Origin of the sequence: Mesorhizobium sp. C399B (assembly GCF_030323185.1) — a bacterium.
GTDB lineage: Bacteria > Pseudomonadota > Alphaproteobacteria > Rhizobiales > Rhizobiaceae > Mesorhizobium.
Genome location: NZ_CP100472.1, coordinates 759,218 through 779,468, shown reverse-complemented (window position 1 = coordinate 779,468; position 20,251 = coordinate 759,218). Strand labels below are relative to the sequence as shown.

General features: G+C 62.5%; 21 protein-coding genes. 6 read left to right on the top strand and 15 right to left on the bottom strand.

Features of this window, described 5'->3' with window-relative positions; translation table 11 throughout:
- Window positions 1-106 precede the first annotated feature (106 nt).
- Window positions 107-2,668, top strand: coding sequence for a GcvT family protein (locus NLY36_RS03805; protein WP_023735883.1), 2,562 nt, complete (start codon window positions 107-109; stop codon window positions 2,666-2,668).
- Between the two features lie 69 nt (window positions 2,669-2,737).
- Here the strand turns inward: NLY36_RS03805 and NLY36_RS03800 are convergent.
- Window positions 2,738-4,092 (bottom strand): IS3 family transposase gene (locus NLY36_RS03800; protein WP_502882028.1). Its coding sequence is split into 2 segments (ribosomal slippage): window positions 2,738-3,613 and window positions 3,616-4,092, totalling 1,353 coding nucleotides; the frame shifts between segments, so codons are not numbered across the junction.
- Window positions 4,093-4,189: 97 nt separating this feature from the next.
- On the opposite strand from NLY36_RS03800, the gene NLY36_RS03795 reads away from it, so the two are divergent.
- The 4 genes from NLY36_RS03795 to NLY36_RS03780 all read left to right on the top strand — a co-directional run bounded on the left by NLY36_RS03795 (window position 4,190) and on the right by NLY36_RS03780 (window position 7,743).
- On the top strand, window positions 4,190-5,035 hold the full coding sequence (locus tag NLY36_RS03795) for a DUF1194 domain-containing protein (protein ID WP_023691008.1): 846 nt from the start codon (window positions 4,190-4,192) through the stop codon (window positions 5,033-5,035).
- A gap of 99 nt (window positions 5,036-5,134) precedes the next feature.
- Complete coding sequence (locus NLY36_RS03790) at window positions 5,135-6,085, top strand: ABC transporter substrate-binding protein (RefSeq protein WP_023696445.1); 951 nt, start codon at window positions 5,135-5,137, stop codon at window positions 6,083-6,085.
- A 90-nt stretch (window positions 6,086-6,175) separates the two neighbouring features.
- Window positions 6,176-6,949, top strand: coding sequence for an ABC transporter permease (locus tag NLY36_RS03785; protein ID WP_023688107.1), 774 nt, complete (start codon window positions 6,176-6,178; stop codon window positions 6,947-6,949).
- On the top strand, window positions 6,946-7,743 hold the full coding sequence (locus NLY36_RS03780; RefSeq protein WP_023696446.1) for an ABC transporter ATP-binding protein: 798 nt from the start codon (window positions 6,946-6,948) through the stop codon (window positions 7,741-7,743). Before NLY36_RS03785 ends, NLY36_RS03780 begins: the two co-directional genes overlap by 4 nt.
- 13 nt (window positions 7,744-7,756) lie before the next feature.
- Here NLY36_RS03780 and NLY36_RS03775 read toward each other — a convergent pair whose 3' ends face one another.
- The 3 genes from NLY36_RS03775 to NLY36_RS03765 all read right to left on the bottom strand — a co-directional run bounded on the left by NLY36_RS03775 (window position 7,757) and on the right by NLY36_RS03765 (window position 9,728).
- Entirely contained in the window at window positions 7,757-8,695 is a 939-nt protein-coding gene (locus tag NLY36_RS03775) for a GlxA family transcriptional regulator (protein WP_348524244.1), read from the bottom strand.
- A gap of 349 nt (window positions 8,696-9,044) precedes the next feature.
- Entirely contained in the window at window positions 9,045-9,179 is a 135-nt protein-coding gene (locus tag NLY36_RS03770) for a hypothetical protein (protein ID WP_023681787.1), read from the bottom strand.
- Between the two features lie 363 nt (window positions 9,180-9,542).
- The gene (locus NLY36_RS03765) at window positions 9,543-9,728 is read right to left on the bottom strand and encodes a hypothetical protein (protein WP_023681786.1); all 186 of its coding nucleotides are present in this window, start codon (window positions 9,726-9,728) and stop codon (window positions 9,543-9,545) included.
- A gap of 202 nt (window positions 9,729-9,930) precedes the next feature.
- Between NLY36_RS03765 and NLY36_RS03760 the strand changes: the two genes are divergently transcribed.
- Window positions 9,931-10,830: a LysR substrate-binding domain-containing protein gene (locus tag NLY36_RS03760; RefSeq protein WP_023670389.1), complete on the top strand. Its 900-nt coding sequence runs from the start codon at window positions 9,931-9,933 to the stop codon at window positions 10,828-10,830.
- A 124-nt stretch (window positions 10,831-10,954) separates the two neighbouring features.
- Here the strand turns inward: NLY36_RS03760 and NLY36_RS03755 are convergent, their stop codons facing one another.
- The 11 genes from NLY36_RS03755 to NLY36_RS03705 all read right to left on the bottom strand — a co-directional run bounded on the left by NLY36_RS03755 (window position 10,955) and on the right by NLY36_RS03705 (window position 20,223).
- Window positions 10,955-11,920 (bottom strand): alpha/beta hydrolase, encoded by a 966-nt coding sequence (locus NLY36_RS03755; protein WP_023688109.1) that lies wholly within the window; start codon window positions 11,918-11,920, stop codon window positions 10,955-10,957.
- Between the two features lie 251 nt (window positions 11,921-12,171).
- Window positions 12,172-12,339 carry a hypothetical protein gene (locus NLY36_RS03750; RefSeq protein ID WP_196813564.1) on the bottom strand — a complete coding sequence of 56 codons (168 nt, stop codon included), beginning with the start codon at window positions 12,337-12,339 and terminating at the stop codon, window positions 12,172-12,174.
- Between the two features lie 186 nt (window positions 12,340-12,525).
- Window positions 12,526-14,655 carry an ASKHA domain-containing protein gene (locus NLY36_RS03745; protein ID WP_032997853.1) on the bottom strand — a complete coding sequence of 710 codons (2,130 nt, stop codon included), beginning with the start codon at window positions 14,653-14,655 and terminating at the stop codon, window positions 12,526-12,528.
- Window positions 14,606-15,580, bottom strand: coding sequence for a methyltetrahydrofolate cobalamin methyltransferase (locus NLY36_RS03740; protein WP_023670394.1), 975 nt, complete (start codon window positions 15,578-15,580; stop codon window positions 14,606-14,608). The genes NLY36_RS03745 and NLY36_RS03740 overlap by 50 nt, the downstream gene beginning before the upstream one ends.
- Window positions 15,581-15,660: 80 nt before the next feature.
- Window positions 15,661-16,752, bottom strand: coding sequence for a methylenetetrahydrofolate reductase (locus NLY36_RS03735; protein ID WP_023681780.1), 1,092 nt, complete (start codon window positions 16,750-16,752; stop codon window positions 15,661-15,663).
- The gene (locus tag NLY36_RS03730; protein ID WP_023735231.1) at window positions 16,749-17,360 is read right to left on the bottom strand and encodes a methylenetetrahydrofolate reductase C-terminal domain-containing protein; all 612 of its coding nucleotides are present in this window, start codon (window positions 17,358-17,360) and stop codon (window positions 16,749-16,751) included. The genes NLY36_RS03735 and NLY36_RS03730 overlap by 4 nt, the downstream gene beginning before the upstream one ends.
- A complete protein-coding gene (locus tag NLY36_RS03725) occupies window positions 17,353-17,655 on the bottom strand; it encodes a virulence factor (RefSeq protein WP_023670397.1) in 303 nt (100 codons plus the stop codon). Before NLY36_RS03725 ends, NLY36_RS03730 begins: the two co-directional genes overlap by 8 nt.
- Window positions 17,656-17,928: 273 nt before the next feature.
- On the bottom strand, window positions 17,929-18,444 hold the full coding sequence (locus NLY36_RS03720) for a GNAT family N-acetyltransferase (protein WP_081731010.1): 516 nt from the start codon (window positions 18,442-18,444) through the stop codon (window positions 17,929-17,931).
- Window positions 18,432-18,698 carry a type II toxin-antitoxin system TacA family antitoxin gene (locus NLY36_RS03715; protein WP_023735234.1) on the bottom strand — a complete coding sequence of 89 codons (267 nt, stop codon included), beginning with the start codon at window positions 18,696-18,698 and terminating at the stop codon, window positions 18,432-18,434. Before NLY36_RS03715 ends, NLY36_RS03720 begins: the two co-directional genes overlap by 13 nt.
- Before the next feature lie 56 nt (window positions 18,699-18,754).
- Window positions 18,755-19,537 (bottom strand): formyl transferase, encoded by a 783-nt coding sequence (locus NLY36_RS03710; RefSeq protein WP_023735235.1) that lies wholly within the window; start codon window positions 19,535-19,537, stop codon window positions 18,755-18,757.
- A gap of 110 nt (window positions 19,538-19,647) precedes the next feature.
- Window positions 19,648-20,223 carry a DUF4893 domain-containing protein gene (locus NLY36_RS03705; RefSeq protein ID WP_023681777.1) on the bottom strand — a complete coding sequence of 192 codons (576 nt, stop codon included), beginning with the start codon at window positions 20,221-20,223 and terminating at the stop codon, window positions 19,648-19,650.
- Window positions 20,224-20,251 lie beyond the last annotated feature (28 nt).

Genomic DNA, 20,251 nt, shown 5'->3' with positions numbered 1-20,251 from the left:
GCGACGTGTCGCAAACAGGCGGTAGCTGCATCCACGTCCTCTGCATATTGTGCGCCATTCGAACGGGCGCGGACGCGCCCGCTTTATCCCCTTGGAGTCGCGGGCAATGGCAGAGTTTCCGAAACAGGCGAAGGTCGTCATCGTCGGCCTGGGTGGCATTGTCGGCGCGTCGATCGCGCATCATCTGATCGAGCGCGGCTGGACCGACATTGTCGGCATCGACAAGTCGGGCATCCCGACCGATATCGGCTCGACCGCGCATGCCTCGGACTTCTGCTACACCACGAGCCATGATTTCCTGTCGTGCTGGACGACGCTCTACTCGATCGATTTCTACGAAAAGATGGGCCATTACGCCCGCATCGGCGGTCTCGAAGTGGCGCGCGTCGGCGACGACAGCCGCATGGACGAGATCAAGCGCAAGATCGCCTCGGCCAAATCCTTCGGCACCCGCGCCCGGCTGATCGAACCGGCCGAGATCAAGGAAAAATTCCCGCTGATCGAAGAGTCCATGGTGCAGGGCGGCCTGTGGGATCCGGACGCCGGCCTGGTCATCCCGCGCTCGCAGACCGTCGCCGGCAAGCTGGTCGACCAGGCGGAAGCTACGGGGAAACTCAAATCCTTCGCGAACACGCCCGCCAAATCTCTCATCGTCGAGGAAGGCCGCATCAAGGGCGTCGTCACCGACCGCGGCACGATCATGGCCGATTATGTCATCGTCTGCGCCGGCATCTGGGGCCGGCTGATCGCCGAGATGGTCGGCGAAGACCTGCCGGTCATGCCGATCGACCATCCGCTGACCTTCTTCGGGCCTTACAATCAATTCGCCGGCACCGGCAAGGAGATCGGCTGGCCGCTGTTGCGCGACCAGGGTAATTCGGCCTATATGCGCGACACCGGCGACCCCAGGACCGCCGAAGGCGGCCAGATCGAATGGGGTTACTACGAAGAGACCAATCCGCGTCTTTGCCATCCGCGCGATTTGCTGGAAAAGGATCAGGCGCGGCTGTCGCCGTCGCAGCGCGATCTCGACATGGAGCAGATCCTGGCGCCGCTGGAGCGCGCCATGGAACTGACGCCGATTCTGGGCGAACTCGGCTACAATGAAAGCCATTCCTTCAACGGCCTGTTGCAGGTGACCGCCGATGGCGGCCCGTCCATGGGCGAGAGCCAGAAGGTGAGGGGCCTCTGGTACGCCGTCGCCATCTGGGTCAAGGACGGCCCCGGCATGGGCAAGCTGATCGCCGACTGGATGACGGACGGCCGCACGGAAATCGACCATCACGCCATCGACTATGCGCGCTTCTATCCGCACCAGACGAAAGAGCAGTTCATCTGGGATCGCTGCACCGAGACGGCGATGAAGGTCTACAATCCGGCGGTGCATCCGCGCGAGCCGTTCTCCAAAGGCCGCAACATCCGCCGCTCGCCGTTCTGGGAGCGCGAGAAGGAGCTTGGCGGTTACTTCATGGAGCTGGGCGGTTGGGAGCGCGCGCATGGCTATGCCGCCAACGAGCATCTGCTGGAGAAGTATGGCAACCGGGTTCCCATACGTGAGAACGAGTGGGACAATCGCCATTTCTGGCGGGTGTCCAATGCCGAGCACCTGGCGATGAGCGAGGATTGCGGCATCGTCAACCTCTCGCATTTCTCGATGTACGACATCGAAGGGCCGGATCATGTCGCGCTGCTGGAGTGGCTGTGCGCGGCCAAGATCGGTGGCGACAACAATATCGGCAAGGGTATCTACACCCACTTCCTCGACGAGCAAGGCATGGTGCGCGCCGACTTCACCGTCATCCGCATGGCCGACCGCTGCCGGCTGATCGACGGCGCCGACGCCGGCCCGCGCGACTTCCGCTACATGCAGCGCACCGCGCAGGACAAAGGCTTTGACGTCACCATCACCGACGTGACGGAAAAATATGTCACCATCGGCATCTGGGGACCGAACGCGCGGGCGACACTGCAGAAAGTGGTCGAAAATCCGGATGGTCTCTCGCTGGAGAACTTCCCGTTCGCGGCGATCAAGCCGGTCAGGATCGGCGGCAAGGACGTCACCGCCTTCCGCATCTCTTATGTCGGCGAGCAGGGCTGGGAACTGCACATGCGCTACGAGGACGGCCTGGCCGTTTGGGACGCGCTGCGCTCGACCGGCGTGATGCCGTTCGGCGTCGAGACCTATGCCAACACGCGGCGCATGGAAAAGAGCCTGCGCCTGCAGAACGCCGACCTTCTGACCGAGTACAATCTGCTTGAGGCCGACCTTGCCCGACCGAAGGTCAAGGAGAACGATTTCTGCGGCAAGGCCAAACATGTCGAATACCGCGCCCGCGAGCACCAGCCGGCGATCCTGTGCACGCTGGTGATGACCGAGAACGTCGATGCGAAAGGCGTTGCCCGCTATCCCGTCGGCACCATGCCGGTGATGGATCCGAAGACCGGCGAGACGCTGGTTGACGAACTCGGCCGCCGGTCTTTCACCACGTCGATGGCCTATGGCCCGACCATCGGCAAGAACATCGGCCTCGCCTATCTGCCCTGGGCCCATGCCCAGGAAGGCCGCAAGCTCGCCATCGAATATTTCGGCGAGACCTACCCGGTAGAAGTGGCGGCGGTTGGTTACAAGCCGCTCTACGATCCAGAGAATTTGAAGCCGAGGAGTTGAGCGTCATAGGTTCCAACCAACACATCGAAAAGCCCGGCACCTTGAACTGACCCCATAAAGTTGGACGGTTCATTGAGCTGGTAGGTTTAAGGGCTGGTTCCTGTATTGCACAGGGGCCAGCCCTTTCAGTTTCAGTTTGATGCGGCGGTGGTTGTAGTAGTCGATGTAGTCCGTGATGGCGTCGTCCAGGCTTTGAACGGTGTCGAAGGTTCCGGGATGGAAGAGCTCGGATTTGAGGATGGCAAAGAAGCTCTCCATTGGGGCGTTGTCGAGGCAATTGCCTTTGCGTGACATGCTCTGTTGAAGGCCTCTGGCTTCCAGCCTGCGTTGGAATGCCGACATTTGATACTGCCATCCCTGATCGGAATGCAGGATCGGCCGTTCGTCCTCACCAAGCCGGGCGAGGGCTTTGGTCAGCATATTGTCCACCAGTTTGAAGCGTGGCCGCCGCGCCGTCTCGAACGCGACGATCTCGCCATTGTAGAGGTCCATGACTGGGGACAGGTAGAGCTTGTCGCCGGCCAGGCTGAACTCCGTCACGTCGGTCACCCATTTGCGGTTAGCCCGGTCGGCGCCGAACTTGCGCTGCAACAGATCGGGAGCGGTCCGCCCAGCCTCGCCCCTGTAGGAGCGATACTTCTTCGGCCTGACCAGCGACTTCAATCCCATCCCGGCCATCAGGCTCTGGACGGTCTTGTGGTTGACGCGCCGGCCCAACCGGTGCAGTTGCGCAGTCACCCGGCGATAGCCGTAGCGACCCTTGTGGCTGTCGAAGATGGCCTTGATCGCCGCCTTCAGCGCCGCATGGCGGTCCGAGCGCTTCGCTGCTTTCTGTCTGTAATAGAACGTGCTGCGCGCAAGCTTCGCCAGCTCGAGCAGCCCCTCAAGCGAATGCAACGGCCTTAACGCCTGGACGGCTTGCGCTTTTTGGGCGCATGTCCCTGCGTTAAGGCCTCCAGTTTTTTTAGGTAGTCGTTCTCCATCCGCAGATGCTTCAGCTCAGCCAGCAGTTCTTCGCGGCTTTTGGCCTCGTCACTGGCTGCAACAGGCACTACGGGGGACGGCGGCTTTGACATGGGTCGTCCTCTGGGACGTGGGCCGAGCGCCTCTATCCCGCCCGCATGATAGCGCTTCTCCCAGCCCGTCAGGCAACTGGCATTGCGGATATTGAACAATGCAGCCGTCTGCCGATACGACAGACCTTCCTCCCACATCCGCTCAAGCACCGACAGCCTGAACGCCGCGTCATAACGATCGTACTTGGCAGATAGCCCGGCATCTCCATGGGCCTGGTACAACGCAACCCACTTGCGAACAGTGGCCGCATCAACGCCATGCATTGACGCCGCGCTCGCGTAGCCCTCATCCTCGCCTAAATAGATGTCGACAACCGAGCGCTTGAAACTCTCGCTGTATTTGGACATGCAAAACCCCCGAAGGTTGTGTCCAACTTTCGGGGGTCAGTTCAACCTCGCCGGGCTTTTTGCTTTGTCAGCAGCCGGTTTTCGCTTACCTTCGGGTATGTCTGCTTTTTCTTGCGCACGACATTTCCTTTCAGGCAGCGCCGCGCTGGCGCTGGGGCTCTGGCTGGTGCCGCCGGTTCAAGCCGCCGAGCCGGTCGACGTCGAGCTGGTGCTGGCCGTCGACGTGTCGCTGTCGATGTCGCCGGGCGAACTTGAAATCCAGCGTCACGGCTATGCTGCTGCGCTGACGCACGACAATGTTCTGCAGGCCATCGCCGATGGCGCCTACGGCAAGGTCGCCGTCACCTATGTCGAATGGGCGGGAGCGACCACGCAGCAGGTCGTCGTGCCGTGGACGGTGATCGCCAGCCGGGCCGATGCCGAGCGGGTGGCCGCGCAGCTTTCCGCCCATCCGCCGGCCAGCGCCCGGCGCACCTCGATTTCCGGCGCGCTGGAATTCGGCAGCGATCTGTTCGCCGAAAGCGGTTTTCAGGGGACAAAGCGCGTCATCGATATTTCCGGCGACGGGCCCAACAACCAGGGCGCGCCCGTCGACATCACCCGCGACGCGGTGGTCAAGCAAGGCATCATCATCAACGGCCTGCCGCTGATGACGCGCGGCGGGTTCGGCGGCGCCTATGACGTCAACAATCTCGACCGCTACTACAGCGACTGCGTCATCGGCGGTCCCGGATCCTTCATGATCCCGGTCAATGACTGGACGCAGTTTCCCGAAGCCATCCGCCGCAAGCTGGTGCTGGAGCTGGCCGGCGCCGCTTCGCCGCAACGGGCGCGCGAGGAGGCCGGGCATCCGCCGGTGGTGCTGGCGCAGGACCGGCCGACCGACTGCCAGGTCGGCGAAAAGATGTGGCGCGACCGCAGCTGGATGTTCGATGCGCGTTAGCGTTCGAATCATCACGCTGCCGTGAAGGGCCGGTTTCATTGACAAGCCCATGGGCGTCTGTGACACAATTCGGCATCCAAAAAAACAAGGGGAACCGACATGAACAAGACCATCGTCGCTGCCGCGGTATTGGCGCTTGCGGCTGCAATATCCGTGCCGGCCGAGGCTGCCACATCGGTCACCATCGGCATCAGCGGATGGACCGGCTTTGCGCCGCTGACGCTCGCCAAGCAGGCCGGCATCTTCGAGAAGCATGGCCTCGACGTGACCCTGAAGAAAGTGCCGCAGGCCAGCCGGCCGCTCGCCATCGCCAGCGGCGATCTGCAATGCGCCGCCACCACGGTCGAGACCTGGCTGGTGTGGAACGCCTCAGGGGTGACCACCAAGCAGATCTTCCAGCTCGACAAATCCTATGGCGCCGACGGCATTGTCGTGCGCAACGACATCAAGACCGTCGCCGACCTCAAGGGCAAGAATGTCGCGTCCTCGGCGCCGGGCACGTCGCCCTATTTCATGCTGGCCTGGGTGCTGAACAAGAACGGCCTGTCGACCAAGGATGTGACCGTCGTCAACCTGGAACCGGATGCGGCGGCGCAAGCCTTCCTGGCCGGCCAGAACGATGCGGCGGTCACCTATGAGCCGTTCATCTCGGCGGTGCGCGACAAGTCCGATCAGGGCCACATATTGGCGACCACGCTCGACTACCCGATGGTGCTCGACACGGTCGGCTGCACGCCTGAATTCCTCACCGCCAATCCCGACGCCGCCAAGGCGCTGGCCGACAGTTATTTCGAAGCGCTCGACCTGATCAAGAGCGATCCGCAGAGATCCTACGAGATCATGGGCGCCGACGTGAAGCAGTCTGCGAAAGAATTCGAGGATTCGGCGAAATACCTGAAATGGGCCGACAAGGCGGAGAACAAGCAGTTCTTCACCAAGGAATTCCAGGACTTTTCCAAGACCGCCGGCGAGCTTCTGCTGCAGATGGGGTTGATCAAGGAAGGGCCAGATGTTGCCACGCTGGCCGACACCAGCGCGGTGGCGAACTGATAGTCCGGCCTTTGACCATTGTGCGGCGGCGCCTAGGGCCGCCGCTCTCTCCTGGACAAGTGATGATTTGACGATGCGGACGATCTGAAGATGCGCCCCTTGCATCCGGTGTCGCCGGGCATTCGAACCGTGCTTGGCATTTCCTTCTTCGTGCTGTTCGTCGCCTTCTGGGCGTGGATCACGCTTGGCGGCCACGTCAACCGCATCTTCCTCGCCGACCCGCTGTCGATGCTGCGGGATGGTTGGCGGCTGCTGGTCGAGGACCGCTTCTGGCTCGACATATTGATCACCATCTGGCGGGTCTTCGGCGGGTTCCTGCTGGCGTCGATCGTCGCCGTGCCGATCGGCATCGCCATGGGCGCCTGGAAACCAATAGAGGCGTTTCTGGAGCCGTTCGTCTCCTTCGCCCGCTACCTCCCGGCTTCGGCCTTCATTCCGCTGCTCATCCTGTGGGCCGGCATTGGCGAGCTGGAAAAGCTGCTGGTCATCTTCGTCGGCTCGGTGTTCCAGATCATCCTGATCGTCGCGGTCAAGGTGGGCTCGACGCGGCGCGACCTGGTCGAGGCGGCCTATACGCTGGGTTCGACCAACAGCGGCATCGTCAAACGGGTCATCATGCCGGCCAATGCGCCCGAGATTGCCGAGACGCTGCGGCTGGTGCTCGGCTGGGCTTGGACCTATGTCATCGTCGCCGAGCTGATCGGTTCGTCCTCAGGCATCGGCTACATGATCATCAACAGCCAGTCGCGGCTGGCGACAGGGCAGATCATCTTCGGCATCATCGTCATCGGGCTGATCGGACTGTTGTCCGACTTCGCCTTCAAGGCGTTCAATCGCTGGCTCTTTCCCTGGAGCCTGGCATGAGCAAGTTGCTTATCGAAGGCGTCTCGCGAACCTTCGCCGGCGTGCGCGGCGGGCAGCCGGTCAAGGCGCTGATGCCGGTCGACCTTGCGGTCGCGGCCAACGACTTCATCACCATTCTGGGGCCGTCCGGCTGCGGGAAGTCGACGCTGCTCAGGATCGTTGCCGGCCTGGAAGCGCCGAGCGAAGGCCGTGTGCTGCTCGACGGCAAGGCGGTGACGCGGCCGGGACCGGATCGCGGCATGGTGTTCCAGTCCTACACGCTGTTTCCGTGGCTAACGGTGGCGCAGAATATCGCCTTCGGACTGCGCGAACGTGGCATGGCCGAAAAGGAGCGAGACGGGATCGTCGCTTCCTATGTCGACCTCGTCGGGCTCAAGGGCTTCGAGAACCATTGGCCAAAGCAGCTGTCCGGCGGCATGCAGCAGCGCACGGCGATCGCCCGGGCGCTGGCCAACGACCCCGAAATCCTGTTGCTGGACGAGCCGTTCGGTGCGCTCGACAACCAGACGCGCGGACTGATGCAGGAACTGCTGCTCGGCATCTGGGAGCGGCGCAAGAAGACAGTGCTGTTCGTCACCCACGACATCGAGGAGGCGATCTTCATGGCTTCGCGGGTGATCGTGATGAGCGCGCGGCCAGGCCGCATCAAGTCGGATGTCGCCATCGACCTGCCGCATCCGCGTCACTATACGCTGAAGACCAGCCGGGAGTTCTCGGCGCTCAAGGCGCGGCTGACCGAGGATATCCGCGTCGAGGCGATGCGCACAGTACAGGCGCAGCCCGCCGAAGCCTGAGTGCGTTTTCGGATCAGGCCGCCAGCAATTGCTTGCGGTCGACGCGCTCCTGCTGCGGCGAGCGGGCATAGAGTTCGCGGTAGCATTTGGAGAAATGCGACGCCGAGACGAAGCCGCAGGCGACCGCTACCTCGACCACCGGCATCGAGGACTGGATCAGCAGGTGCCGGGCGCGGTCGAGGCGGATTTCCAAGTAGTAGCGGGCAGGGGATCTGCCCATCTCGGTGCGGAACAGGCGCTCGATCTGGCGGCGCGACAGGTCGACATGGTCGGCGATCTCGATCAGCGACAGCGGTTCGGAGAGATTGCCTTCCATCAGTTCGATGATGGTCAGCACCTTGGAATTCTGCACGCCGAGGCGGGCGCGCAGCGGCAGGCGCTGGCGGTCGGTGGGGCTGCGCACGCGGTCGGTCAGCACCTGCTCGCACACGCGGTTGACCAGATTGTCGTCGAAATCGTCGCCGATCAGCTTGAGCATCATGTCGAGGGCGGCGGTGCCGCCGGCGCAGGTGTAGATGTTCTGGTCGATCTCGAAGAGGTCGGCAAAGACGTTGGCCTTGGGAAAGGCCTCGGAAAAGCCCGGCAGGTTTTCCCAATGGATGGCGCAGCGCTTGTTGGAGAGCAGGCCGGCGGCGGCAAGGATATGCGCGCCGGTGCACAGGCCGCCGACGGCGACGCCTCTGTTGTATTCCTCGCGCAGCCAGGCGAAGGCCGACCTATTCTGGTAGCGCTCGACATTCATGCCGCTGCAGACGATGGCCATGTTCGGCCGATCCGGCCCGGCCATTTTCTTGCGCTCTTCCTCGAGCGAGGTGTTGACGGCGCATTCGACGCCGTTGGAGGCGCGCACCGGCTTGCCGTCGATGCTGGCGAGGCGCCAGCGATAGGCCTCATAGCCGAGCATGCGGTTGGCCGAGCGCAGCGGGTCGAGCGCCGTCGCAAAGGCGATCATGGTGAAGTCCGGGACAAGGAAGAATACAAACGATCGCTTGATCGGATGCTTTACGGCGTTCAAGGGAACCTCACGCGGCCATGGCGCGAACAGGATGTCGCGAACAGCACAGCGACATCAGGAAAAACCATTCCTGTCAATCGGCTAGGGGGCTAAGCGGAAACTATATTTGCGACATGGGTCGCAAATGAGCAATCGTCCGGGATGACAGGCACGGGCTGCCGACGGATTGGGCATGGTGGCGGCGGCATAGGTGCCAAAAATGAGAAACGCCGCTTCGGTCAAGCCGAAGCGGCGCTGTTATCGACTATCGGCAGCGGCAGGGAAGCGCTGAGCGCTAGCCGTTATCTCAGGCAACGAAACCGAGGCGCACCGCATTCATGGCACCGGTCTGGCCGGGCATGGTATTGGCAAGGCGCTGGCGCTCGAGAGCGGTCGTCAGGTTCATTTCGCGGCGGGCAAAGAGGCGGGCAAAAAGCTTCATCATCATCTCCTATCGGTTGCTCAGACGGGTCGCCTTCGCTTGATGGAGTGGGGCAGCTCGTTTGCTGACGGTGATATAGGCCTGCGTGAGCAGAAACTAAATCGCAAATGCGAAGCGCTTGAATAGAAATGCGACATCGTTTGCGACATTATTGGGCATGGTGCCCAAAATTTACGATTACTTACAGTGTGTTACCGGCGACATTGAGGCGCCATGCAAGTGACGCATATGCGCTATGCAGCGGCGACACGGCTCTGAAAATCATTTGAGTGCAAATAAGTTGGAGAAAGCCTGCAGGGCCAATAGAGAAGGCCTGCCGGGCTGGTCTGCGCGGCAGGCCTTCAGCACAAGGTACACAATGGTTTACTTTGCTCCAGCCCAGGATCCGACGCCGTGGCGTGCACCGGTCTTGGTGTCGGCAGCTTCAGGCCAGCCGATATCCTTCTGCAGTTCGATCGGCAGCGAGCGGATCGCACGTTCGGTCTGGAAGCGGGCGCGGGCCGCGCTCAATTCGGTCGCAAGCCGACCGATGGATGACAGGATAGACATTTCATTCTCCTTTGGTTGTGGCACGTCCCGCATGAACGCGTTCCGTCGCCTGGATATTCCGCATCGAGTGCAATTCCGTGTCAGGAGCGTTGGAGCCATGGCACGTCCTGCCTTCGATGGAGTTGACTATCCTCCCAATCTGATGTTCAATCAAACGAAATGGAATGATGCTTCACATCAGAAAAATTGAAGGTCGATCCCGATGAACGCCCCACTCAATCATCCGCTGCCGCTGCTCGATCTCGACGTTTTGCGCACCTTCGTGGCCATTGCAGAGACCGGCAGTTTCACCACGGCGGCCAATGCGGTGTTCCGCACGCCGTCGGCGGTCTCCATGCAGATCAAGAAGCTCGAGGACATTCTCGGGCGGTCTGTTTTCGCGCGGGATGCGCGCTCGGTGACGCTGACCACGGATGGCGAGATGCTGCTCGGTTATGCCCGCCGGCTGTTGTCGATCAACCGCGAGGTGGTGTCGAAGTTCATCATCCCCGAGATCGTCGGCGTGGTGCGGCTCGGCTCGCCGGACGACTATGGCGAGCGCGTGTTGCCGCATGTGCTGAAGCGTTTCGCGCAGTCGCATCCGTCGATTGCCGTCGACGTCACCATCGACCAGAGCAGCAATCTGCGCCGCCGCATGGACGACCGGGCGCTCGACATCACGCTGCTGACCAATTCCTACAAGACCAGCGCACTCGGCGCCGAGGTGCTGCTCACCGAGCCGATCGTCTGGGCCGGCGCCAAGGGCGGCAGCGCGCATCTGCGCGAGCCTTTGCCGGTGTCGCTGTGGGAAGAGGGCTGCGCCTGGCGGGCCGGCGCGCTCGATGCGCTGAGCCGTGAAGGCCGCAATTACCGCATCGCCTATATGAGCGCCCACACGGCAGGCCAGCGCGCCGCCATCATGTCGGATCTCGCGGTTGCACCGTTGCCGAAGTCGTTCCTGGGCAACGACATGGTCGAGCTTTGCCCGAAGGACGGCATGCCCGATATCGGCACCTACAATCTGGCGATGGTGGTGTCGCCGGACGCCAGCGCGCCGGTCAAGGCCGTCGCCGACCATATCCGTGCGACGTTCGAGCTTTTCCGCGAAACCGGCAAGTTCTAGAGCGGTTCACCGTTTCACGGAAACGGCGAGCCGCTCTAACTCCTTGTTTTGACTCAATTCCCAAGGGAAAGCGCTACACGCTTTCCCGGGAAAACCGTTTTACACTTTTCCTGGAATTGCTCTGCTATTCCGCTGCTTGGGCGGGGCGCGCCGCGAGAGCGGGTCGCGCCGTGCGCCGCGCAGTTGCGCGCCGCTTGGTGGGCTCACCTTCAAGGAAGGCGACGATGCTGTCCCTGGCGCGACGCGCCTCCGGCATCTCGATCAGCGGCCAGACGTGGAACATGCCTTCCTCATAGACGACGTCGATATCGACGCCGGCAGCGCGTGCCTTTTTGGCGAAGATCAGATTGTCGGGGCTGAGCAGGTCGTGCGAGCCGGTCAGAAGCAGGGTCTGCGGCAGCACCGAGAGGTCGCCATAGAGCGGACTGATATGCCAGTCCCTGCGATCGATGCCGGCACTGTACATGCGGATCGCTTCCAGCCCGCCGGAAATGCCGAGCCACGGATCGTTGCGTTCCGCCTCGAACACTTCGGGGTTGGACAGCGACATGTCGAGGCCGGGTGAAATCAGCACGTGGCGCGACGGCAAGGGCAGGCCTTCCTCAGCCGCCATCATGGTCAGCACGACGGCCATGTTGCCGCCCGCGGAATCGCCCATGAAGACGATGTCTTCAGCGTCGGTCTCATCCAGCATCTGCCGGTAGACGTCGCCGACCATGCCGAACATGGCGTGGAAATCATGCTCCGGCGCGATGGGATAGATCGGCACGGTGATGCCGAAACCCAAGCGCTCGGCCACCTCGGCGATCAACCCCCAATGATAGGATGTGATCTGGAAGACATAGGCGCCGCCATGCATGTAGAGGATGCGCCTGCGTTCGCCGGCCTTCGGCGCGATTTCATAGACAGGGAAGCCATCGACGCTGCGCTCGGTGATATCGAGCTGCTCCCGCAGCAATGCCGGGGGATGATGATCCTCGGTCTTGCGGGCATATGCGATCCAGCGCTGCAGGTTTTCCGGGCTGGCAAATGCCTTCTTGCGGCTGTGCCGGAGGATGAAGGAAACGAGGTGGCTTTTGAAACTGGGCATTCGCGTACACAAGCTCGGCCGCAGCCGACTAAGAGAATTCCCCCACTGTCTCGAAGATCGTACCTCCAGCCGAAATGTCAAGATTCTGGCCCAAGCCAACACGGTTGTTTGATCAGCCAGGTCCGCTGTTTTGCGCAGCGCGGCTCAGCGCCGGGGCAGCAGCGCGGCGCGCAGCTTGACGTCGGTCGCAGCCGGGACCATGCGGCGGCCCCGGCGCTTGGTCAGCAATTTGCACTTGTCGGCGAAGGTCATCAGCGGCCCGAGCCCAGGATCAGACGCGACAGGTTGGTCTGGGCGTCGATGCGCGGCGACACGGGCCAGCCGATGTCCTTCTGGATTTCGGGTGGCAGGTTGTTCATGGCGCGCACGGCCTGTGCATTCTTCATGGCCGCACGAAAACGGCCCAGGGTCTCGAACATCTCTATTCTCCTTTGGAGCGTTGTGGCGGCGGAATAGTCCGGTCCGCCATTCGATGTCCGTTAAATGCTTCACGTCTGTATCGGACGGATTGCGCCAAAACAGCGTTTCGGTTTCCAGATCGGTGCGATCTGGAAACATTTGCATACAAATGAAATTGGGCGAATTGGCGGCCTTCGTAAGGCGGCTTATTCCCGGCTGCGCCTGGCGGCATGGCCTTCGCGCGAACGCCGGCGCGGGGCGGCGTCGCCGGCGACGCCATCCTCGCTGACGGTCTTGCGTGGCGGCAATTTCACCGCCGCCGACAGTTTCGGGAACGGATCGACCTTGTTGGGAAGCGCCATCGCGTAGACGAAATGCTCCTGGAATTTCGGCTCCAGAGCGGTCTCGATCTTCTCGATGTGGCTGACCGTGTCCTCGATCTCGCGGCGATAGCCACGATTGAGCAGCGCCATCCGCGCACCGGCGCCGGCGGCGTTGCCGACGGCCGAGACCTTGTCGAGGTCGCAATCCGGGATCAGGCCGAGCACCATGGCGTATTTCGGATCGATGAACGAGCCGAACGCGCCGGCGAAATGGATGCGGTCGACGTGTTCGGTGTTCTGCTTTTCCATCAGAAGCTTGGTGCCGGCATAGAGCGCCGCCTTGGCAAGCTGGATGGCGCGCACGTCGGTCTGCGTGATGGTGATCTTGGGTTCGCCTTCCTTCAAGACATAAGAGAAGGTGCGGCCGTTGACCGTGACGCGCGGCGACCGCTCGGCCAGCGACCCGTCGATGACGCCATCCTCGGAGATGATGCCGGCGAGGTACATTTCGGCCACGATCTCGATGATGCCGGAGCCGCAAATGCCGGTGACGCCGGTCGCCTGCACGCTATCCAGGAAGCCGGGGTCGTCGGACCAGAGTTCAGAGCCGATGACGCGGTATTTCGGCTCCAGCGTATCGGGGTCGATGCGCACGCGCTCGATTGCGCCGGGGGCGGCGCGCTGGCCGCCGGAGATTTCGGCGCCCTCGAAGGCCGGGCCGGTGGGCGAGGAGGCTGCGACCACCCGCTTGCGGTTGCCAAGCACGATCTCGGCATTGGTGCCGACGTCGACGATCAGCATCATCTCGTCCTGGCGGTGCGGGCCTTCCGACAGCGTCACCGCCGCCGCATCGGCGCCGACATGGCCGGCAATACAGGGCAGCATATAGAGGCGGGCGCCCTGGTTGAGCTTCAGGCCGATATCGGAGGCCTTGATGCGCACCGCGCCCGAGACGGCGAGCGCGAAGGGCGCGCCGCCGAGTTCGGTCGGATCGATGCCGAGGAACAGATGGTGCATGATCGGATTGCCGACAAAGACGGAATCCAGGATGTCGTTGCGCTGGACATTGCCTTCCGCGCAGACCTTGTCGACCAGGCCCGAGATCGCCTCGCGCACGGCGACCGTCATGCCTTCGCGGCCGTCCGGGTTCATCATCACATAGGAGACGCGGCTCATCAGATCCTCGCCGAAGCGAATCTGCGGGTTGGAGGTGCCTGACGAAGCGGCGACGCGGCCCGACAGCAACGACACCAGATGCATGGCGATGGTGGTCGAGCCGATGTCGCAGGCCAGTCCATAGGCCTCGTTCTTGAGGCCGGGCCAGAGTGCTATGACGCGGGCGATGTCGCTTTCGGCATCCTTGTGGATGGCCGCGGTCGCGGTCCAGTTACCCTTGCGCAGTATGCCTTGCACCTGCGGCATCAGGTAGAAGTCGAATTCGAGGTTTTTAAAGCCCCAATCCTTCATCAAGGCGATCTTGAGGCGGTCGAGATCGCCCAGCGGCTTGTGCATGTCGGGCTCTTCGATCTCGACATAGCACATGCGGATCGCCGAATCGCGGGCGATGACGCGCGTGTCGGCATCCTTGCGGATGGTCTGGGCGTTGATGACCGTGTCCTGCGGCACGTCGATGACGAGGTCGCCGAGAATCTGCGCCGAGCAGGACAGGCGCCGCCGCTCGGGCAGGCCGCGGACGCGCTCATAGCGCTCTTCCTTGGCGCCCTTGGGCGAGATGTGGTCGTTGGACGAGACGATCTTGTGCTTGGCGAAATTGCCTTCCTGCACTTCGATCTGGCAGCGACCGCAGGTGGCGCGGCCACCGCAGACGCTCTCGACATAGACGCCGAGCTGACGCGCGGCATCGAGCACCGGTGTGCCGACGGGAAACCGCCCGCGCTTGCCTGACGGCATGAACAGCACGAGCGGATCAGTAATGTTTGCAGGCGAGTTCACGATTGCGCGCTTATCCCCTGGCCATGCGGGCTTCACGGCCGCCGCGCCGGCGACCGCCATTGCCGCCGCCTTCGCCCGGAGCGTTAACGGCGGTGGGCGCTGCGACCGCCTGGCCGCCTTCGGCCGGTTTGTAATCCTTGTAGGTGCGGATCCAGTTGGTGCAGTTCTCGTCGGTGCCGTTGAGCACATTGGCGCCGCGCACGGCTTCCATTTCCTGCGGGCGAACCGGGTTCATGATAGCGCTAGTCATGCCGGCGCCGATCACCATCGGGATGAAGGCGGCGTTGATGCCGTGGCGGTGCGGCAGGCCGAACGAAATGTTGGACAGGCCGCAAGTGGTGTTGACCTTGAGCTCTTCGCGCAGACGGCGCAGCAACGCGAAGACCTGGCGGCCGGCATCGCCGAGCGCGCCGATCGGCATCACCAGCGGGTCAACGACGACGTCATGCGCCGGAATGCCGAAATCGGCGCAGCGCTGCACGATCTTCTTGGCGACGGCGAAGCGCACATCCGGATCCATCGAAATGCCGGTCTCGTCGTTGGAGATGGCGACGACCGGAACGTTGTACTTCTTGACCAGCGGCAGGATGGCTTCGAGCTTTTCCTCTTCGCCGGTCACGGAGTTGACCAGCGGCCGGCCCTTGGCGACCTTGAGCGCTGCCTCGATGGCGGCGGTCACCGACGAGTCGATCGACAACGGCAGGTCGACAAGGCCCTGGACGATCTCCAGCGTCTGCACGAGCAGGCCGGGTTCGGTTTCGTTCGGATTAACGGAGGTGACGCCGGCATTGACGTCGAGCATGGTGGCGCCGCAGGCGGCCTGTTCCAGCGCATCCTTGATGACTGTCTCGAAATTGCCGGCGATCATCTCGGCGGCCAGCTTCTTGCGGCCGGTCGGGTTGATGCGCTCGCCGATGACGCAGAAAGGCTGGTCGAAGCCGATGATGATCTCTCGTGTCGCCGAGGCGACGATGGTCCGGGTCATGAAGTCTCTCCGCCTGATATAAAGATTTCTTTATATCGTTGTCTGGTTTCATTCAAGCGAATGGCTGGCCGTCCGCGCTGTCAGTGCGCGGTCTTCACCATATCCACCTGCGTTTCGGTAATGTCGTCGTGCAGTATGCTCTCGAGCCGGTCGGCGACCATCTGATCGTCGTGGCGGATCTCACGTTTCCATGGCTGGCGGCCTTTCAGCACACCCGATTCATCGACGATCTCGGCGACATATTCCTCCTGGCGGTAGGCCATCACATGGATGCCGGAGACACCAGGAATTTCCTTCACCTCGTTGATGATGTCGGTGCAGAGCTGCTTGCCTTCCTTCTTCTGGTCCTGCGCACCTTCCAGCCGCTTGATGATGGCGTCGGGAATATGAATGCCCGGCACGTTGGAGCGGATCCATTTGGCCGTCTTGGCCGAAGCCAGCGGGCCGACGCCGCACAGGATGAAAACTTTTTCCGTATGCCCCAAGTCCCGCGCCCTCTGCATGAAGGTTCTGAACATCGGCACGTCGAAGCAGTATTGCGTCTGCACGAACTGCGCGCCGGCGGCGATCTTCTTGCCGAGATGGATCGGGCGGAAATCGAAGGGTGGCGCGAAGGGGTTGACGGCGGCGCCGAGGAAAATTTGCGGCGGCGTCGTCAACTTGCGGCCGGACAGGAACTTGCCGTTGTCGCGCATGATGCGGCAGGTTTCGAGCAACGACATGGAATCGAGGTCGAAGACAGGCTTGGCGCCGGGCTGGTCGCCGGCCTGGACGCCGTCGCCGGTGAGGCACAGCATGTTGGCGACGCCCATGGCGGCACCGCCCAGCACGTCGCCCTGGATCGCGATGCGGTTCCTGTCGCGGCAGGCGATCTGCATGATCGGCGCGTAACCCATGCGGGTCAAAAGCGCGCAGATGCCGACCGACGACATGTGGCAGTTGGCGCCGGAGGCATCGACGGCATTGATGGCGTCGACCCAGCCGTCGAAGATTTTCGCGCGGTTATAGACGTCTTCGGGATCGGCGCTGTCGGGCGGGTTGAGCTCGGTGGTGACCGCGAATTCGCCGCGCCGCAGCACACGCTCCAGCCGGCCACGCGAGGAGTGGCCGGGCAGCGGATCGAGCGGCAGATGGATGCCGGCCGGGTTTTCATCGCGCTGGCGGCCGATCACGCGGCCGCTCCAGTGTTGGCTTTGGCCGCTGCTTCACGGGCCGCTGCCGACTGGGCCGTCACCCGCAGCCAGGCCGAGGTTTCGCGCAGCGACTGGTCGACCGGCTTCTGCACGGTCAGGATCCTGTCGCCATGCTCCATGTTCCGCGAGCCTTCCCAGGCCTTAACCCATACGCAAGGCATGTCGGGCTCGACCTCGCAATTGCCGTTGGCGCGCACACCGCCGCAAGGGCCGTTGCGCAGCTGCTTGGGGCAGTTCATCGGGCACGACATGCCGGTCGAGGACAGGATGCACTGGCCGCACATGCGGCAGTCGAACATGAAGCCTTTTACGCGTTTTTCAACGAACTTGATCGGCGCTTCGACGCGGCCGTAGCCAAGGCCTTTCCACAGCGGATGGAGCAGCAGGAACATGTCTGCGAATCTGGAGTAGAACCATTCGAGCAATCGCGAATGGCGGATCGACCACAGCCTGATCGCAAACGAGCGCTGCACGCGCCGCTGCGGCGATACGTCGGCCGGCTTGTAGTCGGATTTCGGCGCTGCCTTCTTGACCTGCGTGGCCTGGGTCACCGCCGGGCCCCCTTTGCCGGGAGTCGTGTCAGACATTTTCTTTCCCGCCCGCCTTGACCAGAGCGACCAGCCGCTCGCGGTCGTATTTCGCGTCGATGTCGCTGAATGCCTTCTCGACCTCGGCTTCGAGGTCGTCGCCGACCGGGATCGGATCGGCCTTGCGCCATTCGGCGAGGTAATCGTCGGTGCCGCCGGCGCCGGTGCGCATGGCGCACATATCGATCGCCTCGGTGAAGCGCAGCGGCAGTTCGCGCTTGGCGTTCTGCCGGCCCTTCTTGACGATGACCTGGGCGGGGATGTCGCGCCAATAGACGACGATCAGATCGGCCATGAATTCTCTCACTCCCTGTAGAGCGCCGTGCGTCCATGAGGGAAACGACGCTCCACCACTTTGTCCAGCAGGTGCGAGCATTGCCGGATGCGCAGTGGGGCTGCTTGTTATGGGACGACGCGCGCGCATTCAAAAGCGACGCTATTGGACGTCGCAAAAAGAAAGGCAAGAATCTTTGACTTTGTTACGGGCTGAGATGGCCTGAGGCGAGGGTAAGAGGGTGCGTACAAACCGCCTGGCAGGGTGAACATCGCCGCTTTTCCAACAGCGTCGTCATTCGTCCTCGAAGCCGTTTTGTTTCAAATCCGCGATCCGAACAATCATGCTGCGTTTTGGGTCGAATGGGAGATCTTCAAAGTCGAAGGCGAGATAGAAGCCTCTTACATCATCATCGAGCGGATGCGTCAGGACACCGAAGCAGCCTATTTCCCTTGAGAACCGCACCGCTGTTCTCAAGGCGAAAAGGAGAAGCGAACGTCCACAGCCATGACCTTGATACCGCCGGTCCACGGCAAGCTGGCCGAGCAAGATAACTGGAATGGGATCGGGGCGGTTGCGTTGCGCCGATTTTGGCAGATGGGCGCGCTCGATTTGACCCGTGCTTAAGGTGACATAGGCGGCGATAGCCCCGGTCGCGAGATCACAAATGATGCTGGTGCGCGAGGTCCCATCCTGTTGATTGCGCCAGGCATGGCGGCGAAGCCAGTTGTTGAGCGACTCGCGACCGCAATCGAAGGCCTCTCTGTCGTCATCCGCCGCAAGAGGCCGGGGAGGCGTTAGTCCTGCCATACAGGTCGTGAGGCAGCGAGCCTCCGCAGCCCAGGACGGGTTTTCGCGGGAGACTTCGCCCACGCCTCGAACTTTTCCCAATCGGCGGCCGGAATCGTCACGATACGTCCGTCCAGTACCTCCATTTCGGCGGCTTCGACCGCCTTGCGCCTGATAAAGTCGCTGAGATTGGTGTTTGCCTGACTGGCGGCGGCTTCAAGAATGTCACGTTCATCAGAGGTGACGCGGACACTGAGGGGGGCCATATTTGACATCGGCAAACTCGCTTTCTGTATGACAATAGCGTACAAGCCGTCAGATTGACAGTGCCTTACCACACACCCCGGCGCACACCGGTCCAGAGATGGAACCAGATCGTCGGGTGGTACCATTGTTTCGACGGCAGGCCGGGGTCGATCGTGACAAGCTTGCCGTCCAAGGCCCCGCGGACCGCCTCGACGCAGATGTCACGCGAGAACGCCGCCTGGCGCAACGCATAGCTCGAAATAGTGTCGCCGGGCTCCGGCTTGCCGCGCGCCTGTTTCAACACGCCGCCGGTGTCGACGCCGGCGTCGACCAGATGCACGGTGGTGCCGAAATTCTGGAGATCGCCGCAGGCCAGCGCCCAGTAGCCGCCATTCATGCCGCGGTATTTCGGCGCGATGCCGGCGTGGTAGTTGAGCACCGGGCAGGGCATTTGCGCCAGCGTCTGCCGGGACAAGAGCCGGCAGCCGGCGAGCAGCACCACGCCCGGGCGGATGTCGGCGATCGCCTGCAGGCAATCGGCTGCGTTGGCGGAGGAGACGTGGATGATCTTTTGTCCCGGCTTCGGCTCGGTCTCAAGCTTCTGATCGGCGATGAGCCGCTCTGCGTGGCCAGCGAAGAAGCGCTTGCCGAGCCTCGTCAACACCATCGTGCCGAGTTGACCGATGGCCGAAAACCAGCCCTGGCGGCGCGCCCGGCCGAGCAGCAATTGTTTTTTGGATTCAGGGCTTTCGAGGATGACGCTGACAGGGTCGAGCTGGTCGGCGATGGCGTTGACGATGGCCCAGATGTGCGGCCCGCCTTCGGTGACGATGACGATCGCAGCACTTTTTTCAACCGCTGATGCCATGGCGCGCTTTCTTGCCGGCGCGCAACCATTTGCCGTGCGCTGCCCGGCTCAATTCTGTGCCGGGCGAGGTTAAATCTTGATGACCGCCCGGCCAGCGAGAGACCAACGGATCAGCGCTTGAACTCGATGATGTCGAGTTTCGATTCGTAGTAGGGCGCCGGGAATTCGATGCGCCATTCATTGGCGCTGGTGCGGAAGGCATAGCCGACCTGGTCGCTTTCCGGGCCGCTGCCATAGGGTTTTGGCTTGTTGTCATTGACATAACCGGAGCCGAGATAGATCGCGCGTTTTTCGCTATCGTCGAAGAAACGGCCCTTAGTGCGTTGCGAGCCGCTGACCTTTTCCAGCTGCCAGCCGGAGCCATCGTCCGTGACCTTGCACTTGAACCAGCCATAGATGACCAGCGGGCCGGTCAGGCCCACCTTGATGGTTCGGCATTGCCAGTTGCCGCTCAGGTCCTTGTCGGAAAAGGCCACTATCGGCTTTGCCAGCAGCGCGTCGAGTTGGCTGACCTCAGCCGGGTCTCCCGCTTTTGCCTCGGCCAGCGCCGCCTTGCGGGTCTCGCCATATTTGTGGAGCCGCACCTTGTCGGCAGGCGTGATGATCTTCTGCACCTCGCCGTCGGCGCGAGCGGGCAAGACGAGGCAGAGGAGGCCAAGGGCGGAGAGCAGGACGCGAGGGGTCATCGGGACGTTCCGTGTTCGGATGGCTGAA